Raw genomic sequence first — 26,613 nt, 5'->3', positions numbered from 1 at the left:
GGTGACGAAGTCCATCCCAGGTTGTCGGTCGCGTGCGGAGCATGTTGGGTGGACATTCGCGGGCGACCGACTTTCAGGATCGCCCGTCGGACACGCGGCCGGCCCGGGACGGGCCGCGCCGGGACACGGAAGGCGGGCACATGCGCGCACGTACACGTCTGGCTATCGGGGCTGTCAGCGCCGTCGCCGGAGCCGCGCTCCTCACCGGATGCGGAGACGCCGGCTCGTCCGGCACCGACAAGCCCCAGCAGAGCGCCTCCGGTGCCGGGTGCGCCCCGGTCGCCGGTCAGCAACTCATCGCCCTGCAGGACGACAAGAAGCTCCAGAACTCCGACAACATCATTCCGGCGGTGAACAGCAAGGCGGCCAACCCGCAGCTGATCGCCGCACTGGACAAGGTCTCCGCCGCGCTCGACACCCCGAAGCTGATCCAGCTCAACAAGGCGGTCAACGAGGACCGCAAGACCCCCAAGGTGGCGGCCGAGGAGTTCGCCAGCGCGAACAACCTCACCGCGGGCATCGCCAAGGGCCCCGGCGGTGACATCACGGTGGGTGCCGGCAACTTCGCCGAGAGTCAGATCCTGGGCGAGTTGTACCGGATCGCGCTCACCGCCGCCGGCTACCAGGTCAAGGTGCAGCAGATCGGCAACCGGGAGCTCTACGAGCCGGCTCTGGAGAAGGGCGAGATCCAGGTCGTTCCGGAGTACGCGGCGACCATGGCCGAGTTCCTCAACACCAAGGCCAACGGCCAGAACGCCCAGCCGGTCTCCTCGCCCGACATCAACACGACGGTGACCGCGCTCAAGGCCGAGGGCGACAAGGTGGGCCTCACCTTCGGCACCCCGGCCGCCGCACAGGACCAGAACGCCTTCGCGGTGACCCAGGCATTCGCCGACAAGTACGGCGTACGGACCCTGTCCGAGCTGGCGGCCAAGTGCTCCGGCAGCGCGACGGTGCTGGGTGGCCCGCCGGAGTGCGAGCAGCGTCCGTTCTGCAAGCCGGGCCTGGAGAAGACGTACGGACTGTCGGTGGGCAAGTTCTCCTCGCTGGACCAGGGTGGACCGCTCACCAAGAGCGGCCTGCGCGACGGTTCGATCAGCGTGGGTTTGATCTTCTCCTCGGATGGGGCCTTCGCCACCAGCTGAGCCCCTCCCGTACGTGCTGAGGACGCCTCCGCCCCGGTCGGGGCGGAGGCGTCCGCACGTCCCGGGGACCCCGTTCCCTCCGGTGGATATCGTCGGTAGGCTGCACATCCATGCCAGCCCCGGCCACTTCCGACGTGCGGCGTCGACCACCGCTGCTGACCATGCTCTTCTGGGCGGGCGTCGCGCTCGCGCCGGTGGCGGCGCTGATCCTGCTGGTGGCCGACGGCAACGGTCCACTGCGCTTCGCCGCGGTGCTCGCCATTCTCGCGGTGGTGCTGATCGGCCTCTCCATCGCGCTGCGGCCCGACGGTGAGGGCGACTCCGCGCGGGCCGACGAGCTGCTGGACGAGATCGAGCAACTGCGTCGGGAGCTGCGCAGCGAGATCGTGGCCGCCGCGCAACGCGGTAACCAGGCGCTCGACCAGGCGCAACGGGCCCAGGAGCAGATCGTCGCGGTGCGCCGCCGGCTCGACGCCAGCGGCGCCGCCCTGGCCGGCGCCGCCCCCGCCGTCGAGCCGCCCGGCGCCGGGCGCGCGCGGGTGGCTGCCGTCGAGCCGCCGGTCGACGACGCGCCGGTGGCCCATAGCCGGGTTCCGGTGCCGGGTGACGCGCAGGCCGGCCGAGCCCGGGTGTCCGGCCCCGACGACGCGCCCCGATGGGGTCGCTCCGGGCACACGGACGACGACGAGCCGGCGTACGCACGGGCCGCCGCCGAGCCGCCAGCCGCCTCGGGGACGTACGGCTCCGCCCGCCCCCGGGAGCACGACCGCCCGGAACCGGCGCACCGCCCGGAACCGGCGCATCGCCCGGAACCGGCGCACCGGCCGGGTGGCGTGGTCCGGCACACCGAGACGGTGCACGTCACCACCCGGCACACCGTGGTGGACGGTGGCGCGGCCGAGCCGGCCGGGCGCTACGGCGGCGGGTACGCCGGCCAGTGGACCCCGCCCGCGCAGGAGTGGACCCGCGGTGGCGGCGCCGACGAACGGCCCCGCCCGACCGGCCGAGCCCGGAGCGAGCCGGAGGAGCGTCCCAGGACCGGGTACGGCGACGAGCCGGGTTGGGCGGGCCGCCGCGACGAGCCGGAGTGGACCGATCGGCGTGACGCGTACGCCCAGCCCGACGAGCCGGCGGCGGCGGCACGGTCGCACCGCACACCGGACCGGCCGGCCCCGAACTCGTGGGACAGCCCGGACGATCGTGGCTGGTCGGAGCAGCGTGATCGGGCGAGCGCCGCCGCGCCGCAGCCCGGGCCGCCGCTGCGGGCCGACGACACCGGCGAGTACTGGTCGCAGTTGCGGGCCGGTGACCGATGGGCCGCCGTCCGCGACGACGAGAACGGCCGGGAGCTGCGGGTCGGCGAGCGCCGGGCCGAGGTGCACGCCGACGCCACCGGCACCGAGTACCGGGTCGCCGACCGCTGGGCCGCCGTCCGACACGAGGAACCCCGCCGCCACGAAGAAGCCGGCCGGTACGAAGAAGCGGGCCGGTACGAAGAAGCGGGCCGGTACGAGGAACCCCGCCGCCACGACGACGCGGGCCGGTACGACTACGACGAGCCTCGCCGGCACGACGACACCGGCCGGTACGGGGAACGTGAGTCGTACCCCCGGGACGAGCCGGCCCGCCGCCATGACCGCGACGGCGGCTGGCGGGCCGACCCGGAACGGCCCGCGCTGCCGGTGGGCGGGGTGCCGGTGCCGGACGAGTGGCGTCCACCGCGCCAGCGCGGCCACCAGGCGGAACCCGTACCGGAGCGGACCGGCCGGCGGCGGGTCGACGAGCGGTACGGCTACCCGCCCCAGGACGACGTGCCGCGGGCCGGCGGCGCGCCGCCCACCGACCGCTGGCGGTGACCGGTCAGGTGGCCCGGGTCACTTGTCGATGTCGCCGACCACGAAGAACATCGAGCCGAGGATCGCGATCAGATCCGGGACCAGGCAGCCGGGGAGCAGGGTGGCCAGCGCCTGCACGTTGGCGTACGAGGCCGTGCGCAACTTCAGCCGCCACGGCGTCTTCTCGCCCCGGGACACCAGGTAGTAGCCGTTGATGCCGAGCGGGTTCTCCGTCCAGGCGTACGTGTGCCCCTCCGGTGCCTTGAGCACCTTCGGCAGTCGGGTGTTGATCGGCCCGGTCAGCCGGTCCACCCGGTCGAGGCACTGCTCGGCGAGGTCCAGCGACGCGTACACCTGGTCGAGCAGCACCTCGAAACGGGCATGGCAGTCCCCGGCGGTCTTGGTGACCACCGGCACGTCCAGCTCGTCGTAGGCCAGGTAGGGGTCGTCGCGGCGCAAGTCCAGGTCGAGACCGGAGGCCCGGGCCACCGGCCCGGACGCGCCGAACGCGGCGGCGTCCGCGGCGGAGAGCACACCCACGCCGACGGTCCGCGCCAGGAAGATGTCGTTACGCCGGATCAGGTGGTCCAGGTCGGGCAACCGGCGGCGCACCTCGCCGATCGCCGCCCGGGCCCGGCCGGTCCACCCGTACGGCACCTCTTCCTTGAGGCCGCCCACCCGGTTGAACATATAGTGGATCCGCCCGCCGGAGACCTCCTCCATCACCGCCTGGATGGTCTCCCGTTCCCGGAAGGCGTAGAAGATCGGTGTGATCGCCCCGATCTCCAGCGGGTACGAGCCGAGGAACATCAGGTGGTTGAGCACCCGGTTCAGCTCGGCGAGGGCCATCCGGAGCCAGGTGGCCCGCTCCGGCACCTCCATGCCCATCAGGCGCTCCACCGCGAGCACCACACCCAGCTCGTTGGAGAACGCCGAGAGCCAGTCGTGCCGGTTGGCCAGCACGATGATCTGCCGGTAGTCACGCACCTCGAAGAGCTTCTCCGCGCCCCGGTGCATGTAGCCGACGATCGGTTCGCAGGAGACCACCCGCTCGCCGTCGAGCACCAGCTTCAGCCGCAGCACCCCGTGTGTGGAGGGGTGCTGCGGACCGATGTTCAGCACCATGTCGGTGCCGAGCTGCTGATCACCGGTGCCGGCGATCAGCCCGGCCCCGGTGCCGACGGTCAGTTCACGAAGGGCCCCGGCGTCGGTGGTCATGCCCGTCATCGTGCCACGGCCGGCCCGAGCGGGATGCCGACCGGCTGGCGTAACCACCAGTGCCCACCGAGCCCGGCCGGGTCGGTCAGCTCGGCCACCGACGACGCGGCGGCCAGCGCCCGCACGTAGGCGGCCGGGTCGGTGCCGGCCAGGCTGAGCGGCGGTCGCCGGCCGTCGGCCCCGAGCGCCCGCAGCGCCTCCCGCTGCGAGACCAGGGAGTACGCGCACCGGGCGACCGCCGCACCAGCGGAGCCGACCGAGTCCATGGCCACGTGCGCGGTGACATCGCTCGACCCGTCGGGCACCGGGGGCACCTGCCGTCCGCCCCGGTATCCGGTCAACGTCCCGTCGATTGGCCTGCTGTCCCGCAGGTGCCCGTAGTCGACGGCCACGGCCAGGCCCCGCTCGACCTTCTGCACTGCGTTGGCCCACGCCTCGTCCCGTGGTCTGCCGATCTCTGCGCGGTGGTCGCTGTGGGGGGTTTCGGGGCAGCCCGGCCGGCTCCGGGCGGTCAGGCTTGATCCCTGCGCCGGCCGGGCTGCCCCGAAACCCGACGCGCTTCCGCCTGTCGCGTCCATTGAGGTCACCCTCAGATCCCGGCCACTGGCTGCCCTCGGAGCGCTCGCGGGACTGGGCCACCAGGCGGTCAGCCAGTCGAGGTCGGCAGGGCTGACCAGTTCCCCGATCGTCTCCACACCGCTGTCGGGGTCGACCAGTACGTACCGCCAGCCGTCTCCGGTGTGAACTGCCACGTCGAGGGGGACGTTGTCCAGCCATTCGGTAGCCAGCAGCACTCCCGTGATCCCGCCGGGGATCTCAGACACCCAGTTGATCTCTTCGGGCAGGTTCTCGGGGCGGTTCGCGTACTCCACCGCTGTGAAGCGGATCCGTTCCGCAAGCGACGGGCGGGCGGTGACCAACGACGGCTCGTCCGGCGGCCGACGGGCGGAGGTCGCGGGAGTCAGGGTTGCCGGGGAGCCCGCCCGCGGAGGGATCAAGCCTGACCGCCCGGAGTGGGCGGGCTCCCCGGAAACCCCCACCGCAAGCCCGACGGACGCCAGCAGGATTTGCAGGAGTTCCCCACGCCCAGCCCCCACGTCGACCACGTCGAGACGCGACGGGTGGCCGAGGGCGGCGTCCACCTCCTCGACAAGGCGGAGGAGCGCGGCGGCGAACGCCGGGGACGCGTGCACGCTGGTGCGGAAGTGATCGGCCGGCCCGCTGCCGGCCACGAAGAAGCCTCCCGGCCCGTAGAGGGCACCGGCCATGGCGTCCCGCCACAGTCTCGACATCAGTTCATTCCGGTTTCCGCGTGGGTCACCGTGCCGACCCTACGGTCACCGGTGACGGGGCGACCCGTGATCCCACCCTCGCGCGCTGCGCCGTCGATCATGGAGTCGTGGTGGGGGACATTTGCCCGTTCTGTTGCCTAAACGGGCACCACATCTCCATGATCGATGCGGTCCGGCCTGGGGCGGGTCGGGTGGGGGCCAGGCGGTGGTGAAGGTTTTCACACATGCTTGTCCGGGTTCGGTGGGCCGAGCGCATACTTGCGATCGACCGGTACCCCTACTCGAGGACTGGATCGTTATGAGCGCACCGTCGCGCCCGCGTTCGGCCGCCCCTCACGGGCAGGCCGTTCCCGGTACCTCCGCCACTCCCTCCACCTCCCGCGTGCTCACCGTCGGTGTCGTTGGCGCCGGTCGGGTCGGTTCCGTGCTGGGCGCCGCGCTCGCCGCCGCCGGGCACCGGGTGGTCGCCGTCTCCGGCAACTCCGGAGCCAGCCGCGCCCGCCTCGCCCTGCTGCTGCCCGAGGTGCCCCGCCGCCCGGCCGTCGCCGTGGCCCACGCCGCCGCCGACCTGCTGCTGATCGCGGTGCCGGACGACACCCTGGCCGGTGTGGTGGCCGACCTCGCGGAGCGGGGCGCGTTGCGCCCGGGCCAACTCGTCGCGCACACGTCGGGAGCACACGGCCTGGCCGTGCTGGCACCGGCCGTCGCAGCCGGCGCCCGGCCGCTCGCCCTGCACCCGGCGATGACCTTCACCGGTACTCCGGACGACCTGGCCCGCCTGGACGGCATCTCGTACGGGGTGACCGCCCCGGCGGAGTTGCGTCAGCTGGCTGCCCGGCTGGTCACCGACCTCGGTGGCGTCCCCGAGTGGGTGGCCGAGTCGGATCGTCCGCTCTACCATGCCGCGCTGGCCCACGGCGCTAACCACCTGGTGACCCTGGTCAACGAGGCGACCGACCGGTTGCGGGACGCCGGGGTGTCCCGGCCGGAGAAGGTGCTCGCCCCGCTGCTGCGGGCCGCGCTGGAGAACGCCCTGAGCCTCGGCGACGACGCGTTGACCGGCCCGGTCTCGCGTGGTGACGCGGGCACCGTGCGGCGGCACCTGGTCCGGTTGGCGGCCACCGCACCGGAGTCCGTTCCCGCGTACCTGGCGCTGGCCCGTCGTACCGCCGACCGGGCGATCGCCGCCGGCCGGCTGCGGCCGGTGGACGCGCAGTCGCTGCTCGGCGTGCTCGCCGACACCGGCCGGGAGGTGGCCGCGTGAGCGCGAGGATTGAGCCGATCTTGCGAGCCCCGCAGTCGCGAACCGAGGTGACGCCGTGAGCGCGAGGAGTGAGCCGATCTTGCGAGCCCCGCAGTCGCGAACCGAGGTGGCGCCGTGACCCAGGTCGTTCACACGCGCGCCGAGTTGGCCGAGGCCCGGGGCGGGCTGAAGGGCACGGTCGGGGTCGTGATGACCATGGGCGCGCTGCACTCCGGGCATGAGACGTTGTTGCGCGCGGCCCGGGAGCAGGCCGACCACGTGCTGGTGACGATCTTCGTGAACCCGTTGCAGTTCGGGCCGAACGAGGACTTCGACCGCTACCCGCGCACCCTCGACGCCGACCTGGAGGTGTGCCGGCGGGCGGGCGCCGATCTGGTCTTCGCGCCGTCGGTGGCGGACATGTACCCGGACGGGCAGCCCCGGGTCCGCCTCGACCCGGGGCCGCTCGGCGGGGAGTTGGAGGGCGCGAGTCGGCCCGGCTTCTTCCACGGTGTGCTCACCGTGGTGCTGAAGCTGCTCCAGCTCACCCGGCCGGACCTGGCGTTCTTCGGTGAGAAGGACTACCAGCAGCTCACCCTGGTCCGGCGGATGACCCGAGACCTGGACGTACCGGTCGAGGTGGTCGGCGTGCCGACCGTCCGGGAGCCGGACGGGCTGGCGCTCTCCAGCCGCAACCGCTACCTGAGCGAGCCGGAGCGGGCCGCCGCACTGAGCCTCTCCGCCGCGCTGCGGGCCGGTGCGCGGGCCGCCGACGACGGCCTGGACGCGGGGGCGGTGCTGACCGCCGCGCACGCCGCGTTCGGTGCCGGTACGCCCGGCGCCCGCCTCGACTACCTGGTGCTCACCGATCCCGAGTTGGAGCCGGGGCCGGTGTCCGGGCCGGCCCGGCTGGTGATCGCCGCCTGGGTGGGCGCCACCCGTCTGATCGACAACGCGGCGATCCACCTCGCCCCGCGCCGCTGACCCGGCCGCCGTCCTCCACCAATCCCGCGAAAGGCCACCCCGATGCTGCGGACCATGCTCAAGTCGAAGATCCACCGAGCCACGGTGACCCAGGCCGACCTGCACTACGTCGGCTCGGTGACGGTGGACGAGGATCTGCTCGACGCCGCCGACCTGCTCCCCGGCGAGCAGGTGGCGATCGTGGACATCACCAACGGCGCCCGGCTGGAGACGTACGTGATCCCGGGTGAGCGGGGCAGCGGCGTGATCGGCATCAACGGTGCCGCCGCGCACCTGGTGCACCCCGGTGACCTGGTCATCCTGATCTCGTACGGGCAGATGGACGACGCCGAGGCCCGGTCCTACCGGCCCCGGGTGGTGCACGTCGACGCCGACAACCGGGTGATCGAGTTGGGTGCCGATCCGGCTGCGGCTGCGCCCGGCACGGCCGGGAACCCGGTACCCAGTCCGCTGGCCGTGTCCGGAGTCTGATCCCGCGTACTCCGATTCCGGTCTGTTACCGGAAGGTCATTTCCGGTTACCCTGGGCACGCTGGCGGAAGCCGGTCGGTGGCTGGGGGAGGCCGCGATGCGCCGTGCCAGGACGACCCTGTTCGCCGCTGCCGTGACGGCGGTGCTGCTGGTGGGCTGCGCCGGGTCCGGCGGCCTGGACGGTGATCTGACCGACGACTGGGCGGCGCTGCCGGTGCCGTCGGCGTTCACCCCGGCGGCCGGTGTGTGTCACGCCGCCGACTTCACCGATCTGGTCAGCCTGGCCAATTACCAGCCGGTGGACTGCGCCGGTCCGCATCGGCTGGAGACCGTGCACGTGGGGGCGTTCCCGGTCGAGCGGACGACCGCGCCGGCGACTGGTTCGGCGGAGCTGCGGGGCGCGTTCGCCGAGTGCGACACCCGGGCGACCGGCTATCTGGGTGACGACTGGCGCTCGGGCCGGCTGCGGCTGTCCGTGGCGCTGCCCAACGGGCCGGGCTGGGCGACGGGCTCCCGGTGGTTCCGGTGCGACCTCACCGAGCTGACCACGGTCGAGGCGGCGGCCACCGTGGTCGTCCGGTCGGGCAGCCTGCGGGACGCGTTGAAGACCCCCGGCGGGCTGCGGCTGGGTTGCCAGCAGACCCGGGGTGGGTCCGGCCGGGGTGTGCAGACGCTCATCCCGGTGGAGTGCGGCAAGCCGCACGACGCCGAGTTCGTCGGGGTGTGGCGCGCACCGGACCGGGCGTATCCGACCCGGGAAACTGACTGGTTGCCGCTCTACACGGGTTGTCGCAGCGTCCTCGCCAGGTACGCGAGTGTTCCCGACGACGCGGGCCTGCGCTTCCGCAGCGGTGTGGTGGTCCGTCCGCCGGGGCCGGGGCGTTGGAAGGTCGGTGATCGGGGCGTCCGCTGCTACCTGTGGCTCAGCGACCGTACGGTGACCGCCTCGCTGAAGGGCGCGGGCCCGGCTGGTCTGCCGTTCCGGACGAAGTGACCACGGCCTGACGGCCGGCACGGAGCGTCCGGGGTCGCCCAAAACACTCGTCCCGCCCCCGCCGCCCCGGGCGAGGACGGTTCGGGTTGACTGGGGGGATGGACCTGCCGACCGTCGACCTGCCTGCCCTGCCCGCGTTGCTGGCCGCGCCCGCGCCCGGCTGGGTGGAGACCACCGACGTGATCGTGGTGGGTTCCGGCGTGGCCGGTTTGACCGCGGCGTTGCACCTGCGGGAGGCGGGTCTGCACGTCACGGTCGTCACCAAGGTCAACATTGACGACGGCTCGACCCGGTGGGCGCAGGGCGGCATCGCGGCCGTGCTCGACCCGGCCGACAGTCCGGCTGCGCATGCCCGGGACACCGAGATCGCCGGGGTCGGGCTGTGCGACCCGGCGGCGGTCCGCGTGCTGGTCGAGGAGGGCCCGACCCGGCTGCGTGAGCTGATCCGGATCGGCGCCGAGTTCGATCGTCACCCGGACGGCTCGCTGATGTTGACCCGCGAGGGCGGGCACCGGGCGGACCGGATCGTGCACGCCGGCGGGGACGCGACCGGCGCCGAGGTGCAGCGGGCCCTGCACGCCGCGGTACAGCGCGACCCGTGGATCCGGCTGGTCGAGCATGCCCTCGTGCTGGATCTGCTGCGCGCGCCCGGCGACGGCCCGGACGGGCTCGGCCCGGCCTGTGGGATCACCCTGCACGTGCTGGGTGAGGGCAGCGAGGACGGCGTCGGCGCGCTGCTGGCCCGGGCGGTGGTGCTGGCCACCGGTGGGATGGGGCAGGTCTTCGCGGCCACCACCAACCCGGCGGTCTCCACGGGGGACGGGGTGGCGCTGGCGTTGCGGGCCGGCGCGGCGGTGACCGACGTGGAGTTCGTCCAGTTCCACCCGACCGCCCTGATCACCCCGCCCGGCGCGGGCGTGCCCGGTGCCGGGCACGCGCAGCAGCCGCTGGTCTCCGAGGCGCTGCGCGGCGAGGGCGCGTACCTGGTGGACGCGGACGGCAAGAGGTTCATGGTGGGCCAGCACGAGTTGGCCGAGCTGGCTCCCCGGGACGTGGTGGCCAAGGGCATCCACCGGGTGTTGCTGGCCACCGGCGCGGACCACGTCTTCCTGGACGCACGGCACCTGGGCGGCGACTTCCTGGCCGGTCGGTTCCCCACCATCGTGGCGTCCTGCCTGGCGATCGGCGTGGACCCGGCGACCGACCTGATCCCGGTGTCGCCGGCCGCGCACTACGCCTCCGGTGGGGTTCGCACCGACCTGCGCGGCCGCACCTCCATCCCCGGCCTGTACGCCTGCGGCGAGGTGGCCTGCACGGGTGTGCACGGCGCGAACCGGTTGGCCAGTAACTCGCTGCTGGAGGGTCTGGTCTTCTCCCGGCGGATCGCCGAGGACATCGCGGCCGGTCTGCCCGAGCAGGCTCAGCCGGCGGACACCGGCGCCTGGCGCGGGGGTGCGGGCTGGGTGCTGCCGGCGGAGGCGACGCCGACCCTGCAACGGGCGATGACCCGGGGGGCCGGGGTGCTCCGATCCGCGGCGACGTTGGCCGGGGCGGCCGCGACGTTGACCGAGCTGGGCGTTGCCCGGGGTCGGCCGCGGACCGCCGACTGGGAGGCGACGAACCTGCTCACCGTGGCGTCGACGCTGGTTGCCGCCGCGTACGCGCGCGGGGAGACCCGGGGCTGCCACTGGCGGGAGGACTTCCCGACGGCCGACGAACGGTGGCTGGGCCACCTCGTCGGGGCGGTCGGGGCGCAGGGCCGGGTGACGCAACAGTGGGAGGGGACAACGCGATGACGGAGTCGACGCAGGCGGCGCTGCGGGCGGCCGGGCTGGATCCGGCGCAGGTACGCCAGGTGATCGAGGGTGCCCTGGTCGAGGACCTGGGCCCGGATTTCCTGGACGTCACCAGCGTGGCGACCATTCCGGCGGAGCAGACCGACACCGCCGACCTGGTGGCCCGCGCGGACGGGGTGGTGGCCGGGACGGCGGTGGCCGCCGCCGTGTTCGAGCTGGTGGGCGAGGTGACCGGCTTCGGTCGTACCGTCGAGGTGTCGGTGCTGGCCCGCGACGGCGAGCGGGTGGCTCGCGGCGACGTGCTGGCGACGGTGACCGGCCCGACCCGGTTGTTGCTGACGGCCGAGCGGACGGCGCTCAACCTGCTCTGCCGGATGTCCGGGGTGGCCACCCACACCCGTGCCTGGGCGGATGCGCTGGCCGGCACGAAGGCGATGGTGCTGGACACCCGCAAGACGACGCCGGGCCTGCGGGCGCTGGAGAAGTACGCGGTGCGGGCCGGTGGTGGCACCAACAAGCGGATGGGCCTCTACGACGTGGCCATGATCAAGGACAACCACAAGCTGGCGGCCGGGGGGATCACGGCGGCCTACCGGCGGGTCCGGGAGGCGTTCCCGGAGGTGCCGGTGCAGGTCGAGGTGACCACCGTCGACGAGGCGGTGGAGGCGGTGGAGGCCGGGGCGGACTTCCTGCTCTGCGACAACATGACGCCCGAGGTGCTGGCCGAGGCGGTGGCCGCGGTGGGTGACCGGGCGGAGCTGGAGGCGACCGGCGGGCTGACCCTGGACGTGGCCGGCCGGTACGCGGCCACCGGCGTCGACTTCCTCTCGGTGGGCGCGTTGACGCACTCGTCGCCGATCCTGGACATCGCGCTGGACCTGCGCAGCGAGTAGTTGTCTAGGCTGCGTGCGTGCTGCTCTGCATCGACATCGGAAACACCAACACCGTGCTGGCGACCTTCGACGGCGACAAGCTGGTGCACTCCTGGCGGATCAAGACCGATGCCCGCTCGACGGCGGACGAGCTGGGCCTGATGTTCCGGGGCCTGCTCGCCGGTGACAACGTCGAGATCACCGGTGTGGCCGCCTGCTCCACGGTGCCGGCCGCGCTGCGGTCGCTGCGCACCATGCTCAAGCGTTACTACGCCGACCTGCCGAGCGTGGTCGTCGAGCCCGGGGTGCGGACCGGGGTGCAGTTGGCGATCGACAACCCCAAGGAGGTGGGCGCCGACCGGGTGGTGAACACCCTGGCCGCGTACACCCTCTACGGCGGCCCGTCGATCGTGGTGGACTTCGGCACCACCACCAACTTCGACGTGATCAGCGAGCGCGGTGAGTTCCTCGGTGGCGCGTTCGCCCCGGGCATCGAGATCTCCTTCGACGCGCTGGCCGCGCGGGCCGCGCAGCTGCGCAAGGTCGAGGCCACCAAGCCCCGCTCGGTGATCGGCAAGAACACCGTCGAATGCCTCCAGGCCGGCCTGTACTTCGGCTTCGCCGGCCAGGTGGACCGGATCGTCGAGCGGATGACCGAGGAGTTGGGCGAGGTGCGGGCGGTGATCGCCACCGGCGGCCTCGCCTCCCTGGTGATCAACGAGTGTCGCAGCATCACCCACCACGAACCGATGATCACGCTGATCGGCCTGCGGATGGTCTACGAACGCAACCTGTGACCCCGCTGGTTCAGCGCCGTCGGGCGCGCAGCACCAACGTCCGGTACGGCAGCTCGACCGCCGCGCGCCCCACCAGGTCGGGGTGGGTGGCGAACAGCTCCCGAAGCCGTACGTCGATCGTCTCCCTCCGTTCTGCCGAGGCGGTGATCCAGTACGAGCGGGTGTGCATCATGGCGACGACCTCGTCCGGCGTGAGCACGGTGTGGTGGGCGAACTCGCCCAGCTCGATCGGTCCGAAGGCGGAACCGAAGTCGGTGTACTTGTCGACCACGTTGCCGGGGCTGTCCCCCAGGTGGGCGATCCGTCCCAGTTCCGCGACCCAGCCCACCCGGTCGTCCCGAAGGTTCCAGATGGGAGCGAACGTCCCACCCGGCCGCAGTATCCGCGCGATCTCGGCGTGCGCCCGCTCCCTGTCGAACCAGTGGTACGCCTGCCCCACCACCACTGCGTCCGCGAACCCGTCCGGCAACGGCACGGATTCGGCGCCGCCGGCCAACGCGGTGGTGTCGGGGGTGGCGGCGTCCAGTTGGGCGCGCATCTCCGGGTCCGGCTCCACCGGCGTCACCTGGTGGGCGAGGGCGAGCACGCCACGGGTGAGGATGCCGGTGCCGGCGCCCAGATCGACGACCCGGGCGTCGCGCAGCCCGTCGAGTGCCCAACGAACGGCGGCCTCGGGATAACGTGGTCGAAACCGGTCGTAATCGCTCGCGGCGGCACCGAACGAGAGGGCGGGAGTGTGATCGACCATGACGGGCAGGTTATCCCGTAACACCCTCCGGACCGCTTGAGTACGCTCGGGCCTGACCCCCCGTATCTCCGTGACGAGGAAGCGTGCCGTGAGCGAGCAGAACCCCGTGCCAGTGGACCCCGCCGACGACCTTCCCGAGCAGATGAAGGTCCGCCGGGAGAAGCGGGACCGGATGCTCGCCGAGGGCGTGGAGCCCTACCCGGTCGGCTTCCCCCGTACGACCACCCTGGCGCAGGTCCGGGCGCGCTACGCCGACCTGCCGACCGACACCGCGACCGGCGATCAGGTTGCGGTCACCGGCCGGGTGATCTTCGTACGTAACACGGGCAAGCTCTGCTTCGCGACCCTCCGGGACGGCGACGGCACCGAGTTGCAGGCGATGCTCTCCCTGGACCGGGTCGGGCCGGAGCGGCTGGAGGCGTGGAAGCGTCTTGTCGACCTCGGCGACCACGTGGGTGTCAGCGGTGAGGTGATCACCAGCCGCCGGGGTGAGCTGTCGGTGCTGGCCGAGCAGTGGGAGATGACCGCCAAGGCGCTACGACCACTGCCGGTGGCCCACAAGCCCCTCTCCGAGGAAGCGCGCGTCCGGCAGCGTTACGTCGACCTGATTGTGCGGCCCCAGGCGCGGGAGATGGTGCGTACCCGGGCCGCCGCGGTGCGCAGTCTGCGCGATTCACTGCACGGGCAGGGTTTCATCGAGGTGGAAACGCCGATGCTGCAACTCCTGCATGGCGGAGCGGCCGCCCGACCGTTCGTGACCCACAGCAATGCGCTGAACACCGATCTGTATCTGCGAATCGCTCCGGAACTGTTTCTCAAGCGCGCCGTGGTCGGTGGCGTCGACCGAGTCTTCGAGATCAACCGCAACTTCCGTAATGAGGGTGTCGACTCTTCGCACTCGCCGGAGTTCGCGATGCTGGAGACGTACCAGGCGTACGGCGACTACGACACGATGGCCGAGTTGACCCGCAATCTCGTGCAACAGGCGGCGATCGCGGTCAGCGGCTCGACCGTGGTGACCCACGCCGACGGACGGGAGTTCGACCTGGGCGGCGAGTGGCGGTCGGTGACGTTGTTCGGTGTGCTTTCCGAAGCGCTGGGTGAGGAGGTCACGGTCCGCACCGAACGCTCCCGCCTGGTGGAGTACGCCGACAAGGTGGGATTGGCCGTGGACCCGAAGTGGGGCCCGGGCAAGCTGGCCGAGGAACTGTTCGAGGAACTGGTCGTTCCCGGTCTGGAGGCGCCCACCTTCGTCCGGGACTACCCGGAGGAGACGAGCCCGCTCACCCGGGCGCACCGCAGCGAGCCGGGGCTGGCCGAGAAGTGGGACCTCTACGTGCTCGGCTTCGAGCTGGGCACCGCGTACTCCGAGCTTGTCGACCCGGTCGTGCAGCGCGAACGGCTCGTCGCCCAGACGCAGCTGGCCGCCCGCGGTGACGACGAGGCGATGCGTCTCGACGAGGACTTTCTTCGGGCGATGGAGTACGGAATGCCGCCGGCCGGCGGTATGGGAATGGGAATCGACCGGCTCTTGATGGCCCTGACCGGCCTCGGAATTCGGGAAACGATCCTCTTCCCGTTGGTCCGCCAGGAGTAGTCCCGACGAGCTCACGCCGAGCCGCAACGGGATCCTATTGACGTGACGAGCGGCGCGGGGGTTATTGTGCTCTCGTTAGCAGGATCACCCTGCTCGAAAGGAATGTGGGACGTGGCCAAGCAGATCATTCACAAGCTGGTCGATGACCTGGACGGCGGGGACGCGGACGAGACCGTCAAGTTCGCCCTCGACGGCGTTCAGTACGAGATCGACCTGTCGAGTGCCAACGCCGCAAAATTGCGCGATGCATTTGCGCAGTACGTGGGGGCCGGCACCAGGGTTGGCCGGGGCGGCGTGGTGATCGGTGGGCGGGCTGCCCGCGGTCGGGGCGGCGCGACCGCCGATCGGGAACAGAACAAGGCGATCCGGGAGTGGGCCAAGAAGGCCGGCAAGGACATCTCGGACCGCGGTCGTATCCCCCAGGAGATCGTCGACGAGTTCCACGCGAAGCGCTGATCCGTCAACAGCTGGGTGGCCAACCGCCACCGCAGGCGACACCGACGCCGGGCCGGAGGATTTCTCCGGGCCGGCGTCGCCGTATCCGCTCGGCAGCCGGCGTTGCGGTCGGCGTTGCGGGGTTCGTTCGGGTGGGCGCTCAGGTCGGCGCTGGCGTCCGCTCGGGTCCGCGTCGTGGGGGTCAGCGTTGTGGGGTCCGCTCGGGCCGGCCTGAGGGTCCCCAGCGGGCCGGGAAGCATTCCGGGACCGCCGACGTTGTCCACAACCAGTGGAGCAGCTATCCACAACCTGTGGAAAACCGTCCCCCAGGGCTCGGCGCGGCGCTGGTCGCGACCGTCGGTCCGCCCTCCCGGAGCCTTCCGGAGCGCTTCCGGAGCCGGGACAGGGCTTCCGGGGAGCCAGTCGGATTTCGCTCTGCGCGTAGCGACAGGGCTACCGGAACACCTCCTGAGCGCGGACGGTTGTTCAAAACGACGTGGAACCGACCCAGACCAGAGACACACGACCTCAGCTGAGTCGGTCAACGACGATAGAGTAAGGAGGCACGGACGCCCGTCCTGGACGTTCGTGCACCGGCCCCGCCAAGATCTTGACCATCAAGGCGCACGGCACGTGAGGAGCACGAGGGCATGTTCGAGCGGTTCACCGACCGAGCGCGACGGGTTGTCGTCCTGGCCCAAGAAGAGGCCCGGATGCTCAACCACAACTACATCGGTACGGAACACATCCTGCTGGGCCTGATCCACGAAGGTGAAGGCGTCGCGGCAAAGGCCCTGGAGAGCCTCGGCATCTCCCTGGAGGGCGTCCGCCAGCAGGTCGAGGAGATCATCGGCCAGGGCCAGCAGGCGCCGAGCGGGCACATCCCGTTCACGCCGCGGGCGAAGAAGGTGCTGGAGCTGTCGCTGCGCGAGGCGCTGCAGCTCGGCCACAACTACATCGGCACGGAGCACATCCTGCTCGGGCTGATCCGTGAGGGCGAGGGCGTTGCCGCCCAGGTGCTGGTCAAGCTCGGCGCCGACCTCAACCGGGTCCGCCAGCAGGTGATCCAGCTGCTCTCCGGCTACCAGGGCAAGGAGCCTGCCGCGGCGGGCGCCGCGCCGGGTGAGGCCGCGCCGTCGACCAGCCTGGTGCTGGACCAGTTCGGCCGCAACCTGACTCAGGCCGCCCGCGAGGGCAAGCTCGACCCGGTCATCGGGCGCGAGAAGGAAATCGAGCGGGTCATGCAGGTGCTCTCCCGCCGTACCAAGAACAACCCGGTCCTGATCGGTGAGCCCGGCGTCGGTAAGACCGCCGTGGTGGAGGGCCTGTCCCAGAAGATCATCAAGGGCGAGGTGCCCGAGACGCTCAAGGACAAGCAGCTCTACACGCTCGACCTGGGCGCGCTCGTCGCCGGTTCCCGCTACCGCGGTGACTTCGAGGAGCGCCTCAAGAAGGTGCTCAAGGAGATCCGCACCCGCGGTGACATCATCCTGTTCATCGACGAGATCCACACCCTGGTGGGTGCGGGTGCCGCCGAGGGCGCGATCGACGCCGCGAGCATCCTCAAGCCGATGCTGGCCCGTGGTGAGCTGCAGACCATCGGTGCCACCACGCTCGACGAGTACCGCAAGCACCTGGAGAAGGACGCCGCTCTCGAGCGCCGGTTCCAGCCGATCCAGGTGGGTGAGCCGTCGCTGGCCCACACCATCGAGATCCTCAAGGGCCTGCGCGACCGCTACGAGGCCCACCACCGCGTCTCGATCACGGATGCCGCTCTGGTGGCCGCCGCGACCCTGGCCGACCGGTACATCTCCGACCGTTTCCTGCCGGACAAGGCGATCGACCTGATCGACGAGGCCGGTGCCCGGATGCGGATCCGTCGGATGACCGCGCCGCCAGACCTGCGTGACTTCGACGAGCGCATCGCCCAGGTGCGTCGCGACAAGGAGTCCGCGATCGACGCGCAGGACTTCGAGCGTGCCGCCCAGCTGCGCGACAAGGAGAAGCAGCTCCTCGGTCAGAAGGCTCAGCGGGAGAAGGAGTGGAAGGCCGGTGACCTGGACGTCGTCAGCGAGGTTGACGACGAGCAGATCGCCGAGGTGCTCGGCAACTGGACCGGCATCCCGGTCTACAAGCTGACCGAGGAGGAGACCTCACGCCTGCTGCGCATGGAGGACGAGCTGCACAAGCGCGTCATCGGCCAGGAGGACGCGGTCAAGGCGGTCTCGAAGGCGATCCGGCGTACCCGGGCCGGCCTGAAGGACCCGAAGCGCCCGTCGGGCTCGTTCATCTTCGCCGGCCCGTCCGGTGTCGGTAAGACCGAGCTGTCCAAGGCGCTCGCCGAGTTCCTCTTCGGCAGCGAGGATGCCCTCATCCAGCTGGACATGTCCGAGTTCCACGACCGTTACACGGTCTCCCGGCTCGTGGGTGCCCCTCCCGGCTACGTTGGCTACGACGAGGGTGGGCAGCTGACCGAGAAGGTGCGGCGTCGGCCGTTCTCGGTGGTCCTCTTCGACGAGATCGAGAAGGCTCACCCGGACGTGTTCAACACGCTCCTGCAGATCCTCGAAGACGGTCGGCTCACCGACGGTCAGGGTCGGATCGTGGACTTCAAGAACACGGTCATCATCCTGACCACCAACCTGGGCACCCGTGACGTCGCCAAGGCGGTGTCGCTGGGCTTCCAGCAGTCGGAGGACTCCGAGTCGAACTACGACCGGATGAAGCAGAAGGTCAACGACGAGCTCAAGCAGCACTTCCGGCCTGAGTTCCTCAACCGGATCGACGACACCATCGTCTTCCACCAGCTGCGCCAGACCGAGATCCTCTCGATCGTGGACATCATGATCCAGCGGATCGAAGGCCAGCTGCGTAACAAGGACATGGGTCTGGAGCTGACCGACAACGCCAAGAAGTACCTGGCCGCGAAGGGCTTCGACCCGGTGCTCGGTGCCCGTCCGCTTCGTCGCACGATCCAGCGCGACATCGAGGACAACCTCTCCGAGCGCATCCTCTTCAACGAGCTGACCCCGGGTCAGATCGTCGTGGTGGACTGCGAAGGCGACCCGAACGACATCGACAAGTCCAAGCTCGTCTTCCGGGGCGCGGACAAGCCGGTCGAAGTTCCGGATGCCGTCCCGGCCGACCTCGGTGGCACTGCCGCTGGCACCGCCGCCGCAGGCGCGGACGAGTAACACAACCGGCAAGAGGCGGGGCCCCGATTGGCGCAAGCCATCGGGGCCCCGCCCTTTTGGCGCTCTCGCGCCAAGTCCACATCCGCCCCGTCGGACACAAGATCCCGCGCGATGCCGCAGGATCCGCGGGACGCCGCAGGGTCTGCGCAACACCGGCAAGATCCGCGCCGGACACCGCAGGATGACGCGACATCGCAGGATCGGCGCGGCCCAACAGGATCGGCTCAACACGGCAAGATCCGCACAACATCAGGGAAAGTGTTGCCTCACGACGTCCGGAGGCAGCACTTTCCCTGATGTTGCACGGCACGGCGCGGCGCGGGCGCGGGCGCGGGCGCGGAGCGCGGGAGTGAGGGCGCGGGGCGCGGGGGCGCGGGGTGCGGGGGCGCAGGGCGCGGGGCGTGAGGGTGCGGGGGCGCAGCGGTGCCCGGGGTGCGGGTGAGGAGCGTGGGTCAGGTGGTGAGGTCGGCCGTCGGGCGGGACGGGCCGTCGCCGACCAGCCGGAAAGAGTCGGCGCCGGCGGGTTCGACCAGCCCGTCCTGGACCAGTCCGGCGAGGGCGCGGGCGCGTTGCACGTCGTCGGTCCAGACCTGGTCGAGCCGTTGGTGCGGGACGGGCCCGGTGCTCTCCCGGAGCACTCCGAGCAGCAGGCCGCGTACCTGTCGGTCGGTGCCCGCGTACCGCTGGGGTCGGCGGCTTGGCCCCGCCGGGGCCTCCTGGCCGGACGCCCGCCAGGCGCAGATCGACTCGACCGGGCAGGCGGGGCAGCGCGGTGTGCGGGCCGTGCAGATGATCGCGCCGAGTTCCATGAACGCGGCACTGGCCAGCGCCGCCGCGGCCGGTTCGGTCGGGAGCAGCTCTTCGGTGGCGACCAGGTCGGCTGGTCGGGTGGTCGGCCCGGCGTCTGGTTCGCCGGCCACCGCCCGGCAGACGACCCGGCGCACGTTCGTGTCGACCACCGGGTGCCGCTGGCCGTAGGCGAACGTGGCCACCGCCCGCGCCGTGTAGGTGCCGACCCCGGGCAGTGCCAGCAGGTGCTCCAGCCGGTCCGGGACCTGGCCGCCGTGCCGCTCGACGATCGCTACCGCGCATTCCCGCAGCCGGACCGCCCGGCGGGGGTAGCCGAGGCGTCCCCACATCCGGATCGCTTCGGCCGGGGTGTCGGCCGCCAACGCGGCCGGCTCCGGCCAGCGGGCCAGCCAGGCATGCCAGGCCGGTAGCACCCGCACCACCGGTGTCTGCTGGAGCATGACCTCGCTGACCAGGATGGCCCACGGGGTGACGCCGGGTTCGCGCCACGGCAGGTCGCGGGCGTGCTGTTGGAACCATCGGCTGACCAGGGTGGCGAAATCGGGTGAAGTCATGGCGTCGTCGATGATGTCACGGGTGGTGTTCCCGTTGGGTGGGCGGCTCGGGCGGGGTGCCGCGGCGGCGTTCGCCGGACGGGGGAGAATGCCCGGATGAACGAGCTCGCGATCACCGTCATCGGTCGGGACCGGCCGGGCATCGTGGCCGACGTCGCGGAGGTGCTGGCCCGGTTGGGCGCGAACCTCACCGACAGCACGATGACGCGGCTGCGGGGGCATTTCGCGATGACTCTCATCTGCACCGGGCCGGCCGCCGCCGAGGTCGAGGCCGCGCTGGCGCCGCTGGCCGCCGAGGGGCAGCTGTTGGCGACGGTACGCGCGGTCACCCCGGACGGGGAGGTGCCAGCGGCGGGTGAGCCGTACGTGATGGCGGTGCACGGCTCGGACCGGATGGGGATCGTCGCGGCGATGACGCGGGTGCTGGTGGACGCCGGGGGGAATGTCACCGACCTGAGCACCCGGTTGACCGGTGCGTTGTACGTGGTGTTGGCGGAGGTCGAGTTGCCGGCCGGTGTGGCGGACACGCTGATCGACCGGCTGCACCGGACGGCTGCCGAGTTGGGCGTGGAGGTCACCCTCCGGCCGGCGGATTCGGATTTGTTGTGACCGGCGAGGAGGCTGGGCCGTACGTCGGTCTGGGGGACTGGACACCGGAGTCGCTGGACGTGCCGGGCGAGGTGCGGGCGGTGGTGTCCGCCCCGCACCCGGTGTTGAGTCGGGTCGCTGACGAGGTCGATCCCACCGCGAAGGAGACGGTGCGACTGGCGGCCGATCTGGTGGCCACGATGAGGGTGTCGCCGGGTTGCGTCGGGTTGGCCGCGCCGCAGGTCGGGGTGGGCGCGCGGGTCTTCGCCGTCGACGTGGCCGGGCACCCGAAGGCGGTCACGGTGCATGGCACGTTCGTGCTGTGCAACGCGCGCGTGGTCGAGGCGACGCGGTGGAAACCGGGCCGCGAGGGCTGCATGTCGGTGCCGGACCTGACCGGGGACGTGAAGCGGGCCAGTCGGCTGGTGGTGGAGGGTGACCTGCCGGGCACCGGTGAGCCGGTCCGGCTGGTGACCGACGGCTTCGAGGCTCGGGCGTTGCAGCACGAGATCGACCACTGCGCGGGGCTACTCTTTCTTGATCGGGTGGCCGGCGCGCACGCGGTCTACCAGCGCAAGGTCTACCTGTGACCGGTGTGCCGTCTGTCCTGAATAGAGGTTCGGGCGCACCCCTCGAATCGGTTCCGGCGCGTCGCGCCGCGCTGGTGGGTGGGGCGCGGCTACGGTGGGGGGCATCATGCGTCTGACGGTCGGCCCCCTGCCACCCGCCGTGTACTGGCGGCGTCGCGCCGTCGTACTCGGAGCGGGGTTTCTGTTCCTGATGGTCCTGCTCTACTCCTGCACCGGTTCGGGTCGTTCCGGCGGTCAGCAGCCGAAGGCGGGGGGTTCGCCGTCGGCGACGTCGGCCGCGACGTCCGGTCCCGGTGGGCCGGTCCTGACACCGCAGACCGGGGCTCCGTCATCGTCGGCGTCCGCCGATGCGGGCGCGACGAATCCGAGCCCGGCGATCACCAGCAACACGCCTCCGCTGGGCGCGGCCGCCGGGTCGGAGGACGACGGCACCTGCACCGACGAGGAGATCAAAGTGGTCGCCTCGGCGAGTCCGACCTCGGTGCAGCGTGGGGCGGTGGTCGAGCTGGAGCTGAGGATCAAGAACACGTCGGACCGGACGTGCAGTCGCAACGTCGGCGCGGACCTTCAGGAGATCTTCATCAAGTCCGGTGCCGAGAAGATCTGGTCGTCGGACACCTGCGGCAAGGTCCAGGGCTCGGACGTGCAGTCCTTCACGCCGAACTTCGAGCGCTCCTACCAGGTGCCGTGGAACGGGCGGGACACCAGCCGGTGCGACGGTGCGCTGGCCGGCGGGCCGTTCCCGCCGATCGGGTCGTACCAGGTGTTCGCGCGGGTCGGCACGAAGCTCAGCGATTCGGTGAAGCTCACCGTCACCGGCTGAGTCGGGTCAGACGTAGCGTTCCAGGATGGACGCCTCGGCGAGCCGGGACAGCCCTTCACGGACGCCCCGGGCGCGGGCATCGCCGACGCCCTCGACGGCCTGTAGGTCTTCCACGGTCGCGCCGAGCAGCCGCTGGAGGCTGCCGAAGTGCAGCACCAGCCGGTCGACCACCGCCACCGGCAGCCGGGGCACCTTGGCCAGCAGCCGGAAGCCGCGCGGGCTGACCGCGGCGTCGAGCGCGTCGGACGCGGCCGGGTAGCCGATCGCCTTGGCCACCGACACCAGGTCGATCAGCTCGGTGGCACCGAGCAGGTCCAGCTCGACGAGCGCCTCGTCGAGGGTGCGCGACTTGCGGCCGACGGGGAGGTAGTCCCGGATGACAAGCGTCCGGTCGGCGTCCACGCCGGCCATCAGCTCGTCGAGTTGCAGGGCGAGCAGGCGGCCGTCGGTGCCCAACTCCACGACGTAGCCGGCGATCTCGTCGGCGATCCGGCGGACCATCTCCAGTCGCTGCACCACGGCCACCGCGTCCCGTACGGTGACCAGATCCTCGATCTCCAGGGCGGAGAGCGTGCCGGAGACCTCGTCCAGCCGGAGCTTGTAGCGCTCCAAGGTGGCGAGCGCCTGGTTGGCCCGGGAGAGGATCGCCGCCGAGTCGTCGAGCACGTGCCGTTGGCCGTTGACGTAGAGGCTGATGATCCGCATGGACTGGCTGACCGAAATGACCGGATAGCCGGTCTGTCGGGCCACCCGCTCCGCGGTGCGGTGCCGGGTGCCGGACTCTTCCGTCGGGATGGACGGGTCAGGCATCAGGTGCACGGCCGCCCGGACGATCCTGGTGCCGTCGCTGGAGAGCACGACGGCGCCGTCCATCTTGCACAGCTCTCGCACCCGGGTCGCGGAGAACTCCACGTCCAGCGGGAAGCCGCCGGTGCACAGGCCCTCGACCACCTTGTCGTAGCCGAGCACGATGAGCGCGCCCGTGCGACCCCGCAGGATGCGCTCCAGACCGTCGCGCAAGGCGGTGCCCGGGGCCATCAGGGCGAGATTGGCGCGCAGCGGGTCTCCGGCGCTCCCGGCGGCTCCCGCGGTCACGCTCACGCTGATCGGGCGGGCGGGCGAGCCCACGGCGCCGGTGCGGGCCTGGGGCGGCGCGCCGGCTGGCTTGGTGGTATCGCGGTCGATCGGCACGGGCACAGTCTACGGACTGCCGTGCGGTGGGTGCTGTCGTGGTTACTGTGATGTGTCACGATGCCGCCCTTTCCTGCGTTTCCCGCTTGCGACGTGCTGTCCGGTTTCGCCGTCGGCGTCGGCACGGTGGGTCACTCGGCGGACGCGCGGGCCGCATGGTGCAGCGCCGAACGGACGTCGGTGACCTCGGTCACCCGCATCTGCCCGGGGCCGGCGCCGGTGCTGGCCGGGCCGCAACCGGGTGGCACCAGTGCCACCTTGAACCCCAGGCGGGCCGCCTCGGCCAGCCGGCGCGGCACCGCCCCGACCCGGCGCACCTCACCGGTCAGCCCCACCTCGCCGATCGCCACCAGGTGCGGGGCGATCGCCAGGTTGAGCCCGCCGGAGGCGACCGCCAGCGCCACCGCCAGGTCGGCGGCCGGCTCCACCACCCGGATGCCGCCCACCGTGGCGGCGAAGACCTCCCGGTCGTGCAGGGTCAGCCGCTCGGTGCGTCGTTGCAGCACGGCGAGCACCATCGCCAGTCGCGCCGAGTCGAGGCCGGAGACGGTGCGTCGGGGTGAGCCCGCCACGGTCGCGCCGATCAGCGCCTGCACCTCGGTGACCAGGGCCCGCCGCCCCTCCATGGCCACGGTCACGCAGGTGCCCGGCACCGGCTCCGCGTAGCGGGTCAGGAACAGCCCGGACGGGTCGGCCAGGCTGCTGATGCCGCCCTCGTGCATCTCGAAGCAGCCGACCTCGTCGGCCGCGCCGAACCTGTTCTTCACGCCGCGCACCAGCCGCAACGAGGAGTGCTTGTCGCCCTCGAAGTGCAGCACCACATCGACCAGGTGCTCCAGCACCCGAGGCCCGGCGACCTGGCCGTCCTTGGTGACGTGCCCGACCAGTACGGTGGCGATGCCCCGCTCCTTGGCGACCGAGACCAGCGCGGCGGTGACCGCGCGAACCTGGGTCACACCACCGGGCACCCCCTCGGTGCCGGTCGTCGAGATGGTCTGCACCGAGTCGAGCACCAGCAGGCCCGGCTTGACCGCGTCGAGGTGCCCGAGCACCGAGGCGAGGTCGCTCTCCGCGGCGAGGTAGAGCCGCTCGTGCAGAGTGCCCATCCGCTCGGCGCGCAGGCGCACCTGACTCACCGATTCCTCGCCGCTGACGACCAGCGAGGGACTGCCGGCGCCGACCGCCCACTGCTGCGCCACGTCGAGCAGAAGGGTCGACTTGCCGACACCGGGCTCACCGGCGAGCAACACCACGGCACCGGGGACCAGGCCGCCGCCGAGCACCCGGTCGAGCTCGCTCACACCGGTGGGACGGGCGCGGGCCGGAGCGGCGCTGATGGTGGCGATCGGTCGGGCCGGCTCGGACGGCATCCGGGAGCTGACCACCCGACCGGAGACGGTCGGGCCGGTCACCGTGCTCTCGACCACCGACCCCCACTCGCCGCACTCCGGGCAGCGCCCCACCCACTTGGGCGGCTGGTGCCCGCAGGCGTCGCACTCGTAGGCCGGACGCGGCTCGCGGGCGGCGGACCGACCACGCGCGGCACCGGCCGTGCCGCCACGCGGAGGAGTCGATCGGGAGGTGGTCACATCAGGACGCTAGTCCTCGCGTACGACGAAAACACCCCGGCGTGGTGGTCACCACGCCGGGGCGTTCGTCGATGTGCGGGTCAGGTCAGCCGTGGGTCGTGCCGCCCTCGTCGCCCTCGTAGCCGCCCTCGCGCTCGATGATCGGCGAGGGAGGCGCCGCCGGGGTGAGCGGCACGGCGATCGGCGCCTGGCCGGTGACCGTGTTGCCGTTGCCGAAGTCGAAGGTCACGACGACGTTCTGGCCGGAGCGCAGCGCCTCGGTCAGGCCGATCAGCCGGAGCTGGGTGGTGGCCTCCGAGTTGAACTGGACGTAGCTCAACGGCGCCAGCTCGATCCGGGCCGGCTGACCCGGGGCGGAGGGGCTGGCAGAACCCGACGCCCGCGCCGACTCCGGGGCGGACGGGGTAGCCGAGGACGACCCGGTCTCGGAGGGCGTGGCCGACGGGCTGGCCGAGCCGGACGTCGGGGTCGACGGGCTGGCCGAGCCGGACGGCGACGGGCTCATCGAGGCGGACTCCGAGGCGGACGGCGACGGGCTCGCCGAGCCGCCGCTGATCACCACCTCGCGGGCGCTCTCGGTGGTGACGGTGACCGTCACCGTCTCCTTCGAGTCGTTGTAGATCACGGCGCCGAGCCCCGCGTCCTGACCAGCCTTGTAACCCTCGGTGCCCGGGAAGTCCACCAGCAGGCCGCGCACCGAGAAGGAGCCGTTGCTGGTCGTGAGGTTGACGCCCTGGACCGACGGCTCCTTCAACGCGGTCTCGGCGATCTGACCGGCACCGCATCCGGAGGCCAGCAGGCTGGCCGCCGCGATCCCGGACAGCAACAGGGCCGCCCGCCGGGGTCCCCTGATCGAGCGCGTCACGTCGGTCCTCCTCGTCACAATCCCACCCGGGCCGTACGCCGGGCACGGTGGCCATACCCGCGCAGACCGCGCTCCAGGGTAGTTGGGGCTGATCGAGGCCCGCACGCGGACCCGGCAATGCCACCTTGCCGGGGGGCGTTCACACCACCCGACCGCTCGCCACCAGCAGAACGACGTCGATGAGGGCCACCAGCATCACCGCCCGGAACGCCGCCACCGGCCGCCGGCCCGCCCGGATCGCGGAGCGTCCGGCGTACCAGCTCAGCGGCGGCACCACGGCGGCCGTGCCGACCGCCGCCCAGCCGATCGCCGACGGCGGCCCGGATGGTCCGAGGGCCAGCGCCGCCGTCGCCGCGAGGAGGAGACCGGCCGCGGCCATCCGGCTGCCGGCGGCGCCCAGCCGGTGCGGCAGGCCGCGCACGCCCGTGCGGGCGTCGTCGGCCAGGTCGGGCAGCACGTTGGCGAAGTGCGCGCCGGCGCCCAGGCAGGCCGCCGCCACCACCAGCCAGGCGGGCGGGGCCGGCTGGCCGGGCAGCGCCAGCACCACGAAGGCGGGCAGCGCCCCGAACGACACCGCGTAGGGCAGCACCGAGAACACGGTGGCCTTCAGCGGCCAGTCGTAGAGCAGGGCGGAGACCAGGGCGAGCGTCAACCAGAACGCCGCCGCCGGGTTCGTGGTCAGCGCCAGCAGCGGGCAGGCCACCGCGGCCGCCGCGGCGGCCCAGGCCGTGACGCGCCGACCGACCGCGCCACTGGCGACCGGTTTGTCGGTACGCCCCACAGTGGCGTCCCGCTCGGCGTCCAGCGCGTCGTTGGTCCAGCCGACGGCGAGCTGACTGGCCAGCACGGCGAGCACCACCGAGGCGATCCCGACCGCCCGGTGGCCCACTCCCCACGCCAGCAGACCGGCCACCGTGGTCACCGCCGCGGCCGGTTCCGGATGGCTCGCTCTGACCAGCCCTAACACCCTCGACGACATAAGG

General features: G+C 71.9%; 23 protein-coding genes. 15 read left to right on the top strand and 8 right to left on the bottom strand.

Annotated features, from left to right (window positions below; translation table 11 throughout):
- Positions 1 to 140 precede the first annotated feature (140 nt).
- The gene (locus tag AB0J33_RS10915; RefSeq protein WP_363612139.1) at positions 141 to 1,145 is read left to right on the top strand and encodes a glycine betaine ABC transporter substrate-binding protein; all 1,005 of its coding nucleotides are present in this window, start codon (positions 141 to 143) and stop codon (positions 1,143 to 1,145) included.
- 110 nt (positions 1,146 to 1,255) lie between these two features.
- Positions 1,256 to 3,001, top strand: a complete 1,746-nt coding sequence (locus tag AB0J33_RS10910) for a hypothetical protein (RefSeq protein ID WP_363612137.1) — start codon at positions 1,256 to 1,258, stop codon at positions 2,999 to 3,001.
- Positions 3,002 to 3,019: 18 nt separating this feature from the next.
- Here the strand turns inward: AB0J33_RS10910 and AB0J33_RS10905 are convergent, their stop codons facing one another.
- The gene (locus AB0J33_RS10905) at positions 3,020 to 4,207 is read right to left on the bottom strand and encodes an NADH-quinone oxidoreductase subunit D (RefSeq protein WP_363612135.1); all 1,188 of its coding nucleotides are present in this window, start codon (positions 4,205 to 4,207) and stop codon (positions 3,020 to 3,022) included.
- Positions 4,204 to 5,490 carry an SAM-dependent methyltransferase gene (locus AB0J33_RS10900; protein WP_363612133.1) on the bottom strand — a complete coding sequence of 429 codons (1,287 nt, stop codon included), beginning with the start codon at positions 5,488 to 5,490 and terminating at the stop codon, positions 4,204 to 4,206. The genes AB0J33_RS10905 and AB0J33_RS10900 overlap by 4 nt, the downstream gene beginning before the upstream one ends.
- Positions 5,491 to 5,788: 298 nt before the next feature.
- Between AB0J33_RS10900 and AB0J33_RS10895 the strand changes: the two genes are divergently transcribed.
- The 7 genes from AB0J33_RS10895 (at position 5,789) to AB0J33_RS10865 (ending at position 12,646) form a co-directional block, all read left to right on the top strand.
- Positions 5,789 to 6,754, top strand: coding sequence for a Rossmann-like and DUF2520 domain-containing protein (locus AB0J33_RS10895; protein WP_363612131.1), 966 nt, complete (start codon positions 5,789 to 5,791; stop codon positions 6,752 to 6,754).
- Between the two features lie 114 nt (positions 6,755 to 6,868).
- Complete coding sequence (gene panC / locus AB0J33_RS10890) at positions 6,869 to 7,717, top strand: pantoate--beta-alanine ligase (RefSeq protein ID WP_363612129.1); 849 nt, start codon at positions 6,869 to 6,871, stop codon at positions 7,715 to 7,717.
- Positions 7,718 to 7,759: 42 nt separating this feature from the next.
- Positions 7,760 to 8,188, top strand: coding sequence for an aspartate 1-decarboxylase (gene panD / locus AB0J33_RS10885; protein ID WP_030327945.1), 429 nt, complete (start codon positions 7,760 to 7,762; stop codon positions 8,186 to 8,188).
- 96 nt (positions 8,189 to 8,284) lie between these two features.
- Positions 8,285 to 9,181 carry a septum formation family protein gene (locus tag AB0J33_RS10880; protein WP_363612127.1) on the top strand — a complete coding sequence of 299 codons (897 nt, stop codon included), beginning with the start codon at positions 8,285 to 8,287 and terminating at the stop codon, positions 9,179 to 9,181.
- Between the two features lie 98 nt (positions 9,182 to 9,279).
- Entirely contained in the window at positions 9,280 to 10,977 is a 1,698-nt protein-coding gene (locus tag AB0J33_RS10875) for an L-aspartate oxidase (RefSeq protein WP_363612125.1), read from the top strand.
- The gene (gene nadC, locus AB0J33_RS10870) at positions 10,974 to 11,870 is read left to right on the top strand and encodes a carboxylating nicotinate-nucleotide diphosphorylase (protein ID WP_363612123.1); all 897 of its coding nucleotides are present in this window, start codon (positions 10,974 to 10,976) and stop codon (positions 11,868 to 11,870) included. Before AB0J33_RS10875 ends, nadC begins: the two co-directional genes overlap by 4 nt.
- A 17-nt stretch (positions 11,871 to 11,887) precedes the next feature.
- Positions 11,888 to 12,646 (top strand): type III pantothenate kinase, encoded by a 759-nt coding sequence (locus AB0J33_RS10865; RefSeq protein ID WP_238660076.1) that lies wholly within the window; start codon positions 11,888 to 11,890, stop codon positions 12,644 to 12,646.
- A 10-nt stretch (positions 12,647 to 12,656) separates the two neighbouring features.
- Here the strand turns inward: AB0J33_RS10865 and AB0J33_RS10860 are convergent, their stop codons facing one another.
- On the bottom strand, positions 12,657 to 13,394 hold the full coding sequence (locus AB0J33_RS10860) for a class I SAM-dependent methyltransferase (RefSeq protein ID WP_363612121.1): 738 nt from the start codon (positions 13,392 to 13,394) through the stop codon (positions 12,657 to 12,659).
- Between the two features lie 88 nt (positions 13,395 to 13,482).
- On the opposite strand from AB0J33_RS10860, the gene lysS reads away from it, so the two are divergent.
- The 3 genes from lysS (at position 13,483) to AB0J33_RS10845 (ending at position 18,620) form a co-directional block, all read left to right on the top strand.
- Entirely contained in the window at positions 13,483 to 14,991 is a 1,509-nt protein-coding gene (gene lysS / locus AB0J33_RS10855; protein WP_363612119.1) for a lysine--tRNA ligase, read from the top strand.
- Between the two features lie 111 nt (positions 14,992 to 15,102).
- Positions 15,103 to 15,447 (top strand): Lsr2 family protein, encoded by a 345-nt coding sequence (locus tag AB0J33_RS10850; RefSeq protein ID WP_363612117.1) that lies wholly within the window; start codon positions 15,103 to 15,105, stop codon positions 15,445 to 15,447.
- A gap of 629 nt (positions 15,448 to 16,076) precedes the next feature.
- Positions 16,077 to 18,620 carry an ATP-dependent Clp protease ATP-binding subunit gene (locus tag AB0J33_RS10845; RefSeq protein ID WP_278149421.1) on the top strand — a complete coding sequence of 848 codons (2,544 nt, stop codon included), beginning with the start codon at positions 16,077 to 16,079 and terminating at the stop codon, positions 18,618 to 18,620.
- Between the two features lie 452 nt (positions 18,621 to 19,072).
- Here the strand turns inward: AB0J33_RS10845 and AB0J33_RS10840 are convergent, their stop codons facing one another.
- On the bottom strand, positions 19,073 to 19,984 hold the full coding sequence (locus tag AB0J33_RS10840) for an A/G-specific adenine glycosylase (RefSeq protein ID WP_363612115.1): 912 nt from the start codon (positions 19,982 to 19,984) through the stop codon (positions 19,073 to 19,075).
- Positions 19,985 to 20,080: 96 nt separating this feature from the next.
- Between AB0J33_RS10840 and AB0J33_RS10835 the strand changes: the two genes are divergently transcribed.
- The 3 genes from AB0J33_RS10835 (at position 20,081) to AB0J33_RS10825 (ending at position 21,985) form a co-directional block, all read left to right on the top strand.
- The gene (locus AB0J33_RS10835; RefSeq protein ID WP_363612113.1) at positions 20,081 to 20,593 is read left to right on the top strand and encodes an ACT domain-containing protein; all 513 of its coding nucleotides are present in this window, start codon (positions 20,081 to 20,083) and stop codon (positions 20,591 to 20,593) included.
- The gene (locus AB0J33_RS10830; RefSeq protein WP_363612111.1) at positions 20,590 to 21,162 is read left to right on the top strand and encodes a peptide deformylase; all 573 of its coding nucleotides are present in this window, start codon (positions 20,590 to 20,592) and stop codon (positions 21,160 to 21,162) included. The genes AB0J33_RS10835 and AB0J33_RS10830 overlap by 4 nt, the downstream gene beginning before the upstream one ends.
- Positions 21,163 to 21,268: 106 nt before the next feature.
- Positions 21,269 to 21,985 carry a hypothetical protein gene (locus tag AB0J33_RS10825; RefSeq protein ID WP_363612109.1) on the top strand — a complete coding sequence of 239 codons (717 nt, stop codon included), beginning with the start codon at positions 21,269 to 21,271 and terminating at the stop codon, positions 21,983 to 21,985.
- A gap of 6 nt (positions 21,986 to 21,991) precedes the next feature.
- Here the strand turns inward: AB0J33_RS10825 and disA are convergent, their stop codons facing one another.
- From disA to AB0J33_RS10805, 4 genes are all read right to left on the bottom strand, one after another.
- Positions 21,992 to 23,176, bottom strand: coding sequence for a DNA integrity scanning diadenylate cyclase DisA (gene disA, locus AB0J33_RS10820; RefSeq protein ID WP_030327921.1), 1,185 nt, complete (start codon positions 23,174 to 23,176; stop codon positions 21,992 to 21,994).
- 131 nt (positions 23,177 to 23,307) lie between these two features.
- Entirely contained in the window at positions 23,308 to 24,765 is a 1,458-nt protein-coding gene (gene radA / locus AB0J33_RS10815) for a DNA repair protein RadA (protein WP_363612107.1), read from the bottom strand.
- Positions 24,766 to 24,850: 85 nt separating this feature from the next.
- The gene (locus AB0J33_RS10810) at positions 24,851 to 25,630 is read right to left on the bottom strand and encodes a hypothetical protein (RefSeq protein WP_363612105.1); all 780 of its coding nucleotides are present in this window, start codon (positions 25,628 to 25,630) and stop codon (positions 24,851 to 24,853) included.
- Positions 25,631 to 25,769: 139 nt separating this feature from the next.
- Positions 25,770 to 26,609 carry a UbiA family prenyltransferase gene (locus tag AB0J33_RS10805; RefSeq protein WP_363612103.1) on the bottom strand — a complete coding sequence of 280 codons (840 nt, stop codon included), beginning with the start codon at positions 26,607 to 26,609 and terminating at the stop codon, positions 25,770 to 25,772.
- Between the last annotated feature and the right edge of the window lie 4 nt (positions 26,610 to 26,613).

Origin of the sequence: Micromonospora sp. NPDC049645 (genome assembly GCF_040675155.1) — a bacterium.
In the GTDB taxonomy this organism is placed as follows: domain Bacteria; phylum Actinomycetota; class Actinomycetes; order Mycobacteriales; family Micromonosporaceae; genus Micromonospora.
Note: the sequence above shows the minus strand (reverse complement) of the source record. Positions and strands in the feature narration are given on the sequence as shown.

Excerpts from the sequence above, each read along its gene's own strand:
- AB0J33_RS10915 (WP_363612139.1), top strand. The coding sequence starts at position 141 with ATGCGCGCACGTACACGTCTGGCTATCGGGGCTGTCAGCGCCGTCGCC.
- AB0J33_RS10910 (WP_363612137.1), top strand. The coding sequence starts at position 1,256 with ATGCCAGCCCCGGCCACTTCCGACGTGCGGCGTCGACCACCGCTGCTG.
- AB0J33_RS10905 (WP_363612135.1), bottom strand. The coding sequence starts at position 4,207 with ATGACGGGCATGACCACCGACGCCGGGGCCCTTCGTGAACTGACCGTC.
- AB0J33_RS10900 (WP_363612133.1), bottom strand. The coding sequence starts at position 5,490 with ATGTCGAGACTGTGGCGGGACGCCATGGCCGGTGCCCTCTACGGGCCG.
- AB0J33_RS10895 (WP_363612131.1), top strand. The coding sequence starts at position 5,789 with ATGAGCGCACCGTCGCGCCCGCGTTCGGCCGCCCCTCACGGGCAGGCC.
- panD (WP_030327945.1), top strand. The coding sequence starts at position 7,760 with ATGCTGCGGACCATGCTCAAGTCGAAGATCCACCGAGCCACGGTGACC.
- AB0J33_RS10880 (WP_363612127.1), top strand. The coding sequence starts at position 8,285 with ATGCGCCGTGCCAGGACGACCCTGTTCGCCGCTGCCGTGACGGCGGTG.
- AB0J33_RS10875 (WP_363612125.1), top strand. The coding sequence starts at position 9,280 with ATGGACCTGCCGACCGTCGACCTGCCTGCCCTGCCCGCGTTGCTGGCC.
- nadC (WP_363612123.1), top strand. The coding sequence starts at position 10,974 with ATGACGGAGTCGACGCAGGCGGCGCTGCGGGCGGCCGGGCTGGATCCG.
- AB0J33_RS10860 (WP_363612121.1), bottom strand. The coding sequence starts at position 13,394 with ATGGTCGATCACACTCCCGCCCTCTCGTTCGGTGCCGCCGCGAGCGAT.
- AB0J33_RS10845 (WP_278149421.1), top strand. The coding sequence starts at position 16,077 with ATGTTCGAGCGGTTCACCGACCGAGCGCGACGGGTTGTCGTCCTGGCC.
- AB0J33_RS10840 (WP_363612115.1), bottom strand. The coding sequence starts at position 19,984 with ATGACTTCACCCGATTTCGCCACCCTGGTCAGCCGATGGTTCCAACAG.
- AB0J33_RS10835 (WP_363612113.1), top strand. The coding sequence starts at position 20,081 with ATGAACGAGCTCGCGATCACCGTCATCGGTCGGGACCGGCCGGGCATC.
- AB0J33_RS10825 (WP_363612109.1), top strand. The coding sequence starts at position 21,269 with ATGCGTCTGACGGTCGGCCCCCTGCCACCCGCCGTGTACTGGCGGCGT.
- AB0J33_RS10805 (WP_363612103.1), bottom strand. The coding sequence starts at position 26,609 with ATGTCGTCGAGGGTGTTAGGGCTGGTCAGAGCGAGCCATCCGGAACCG.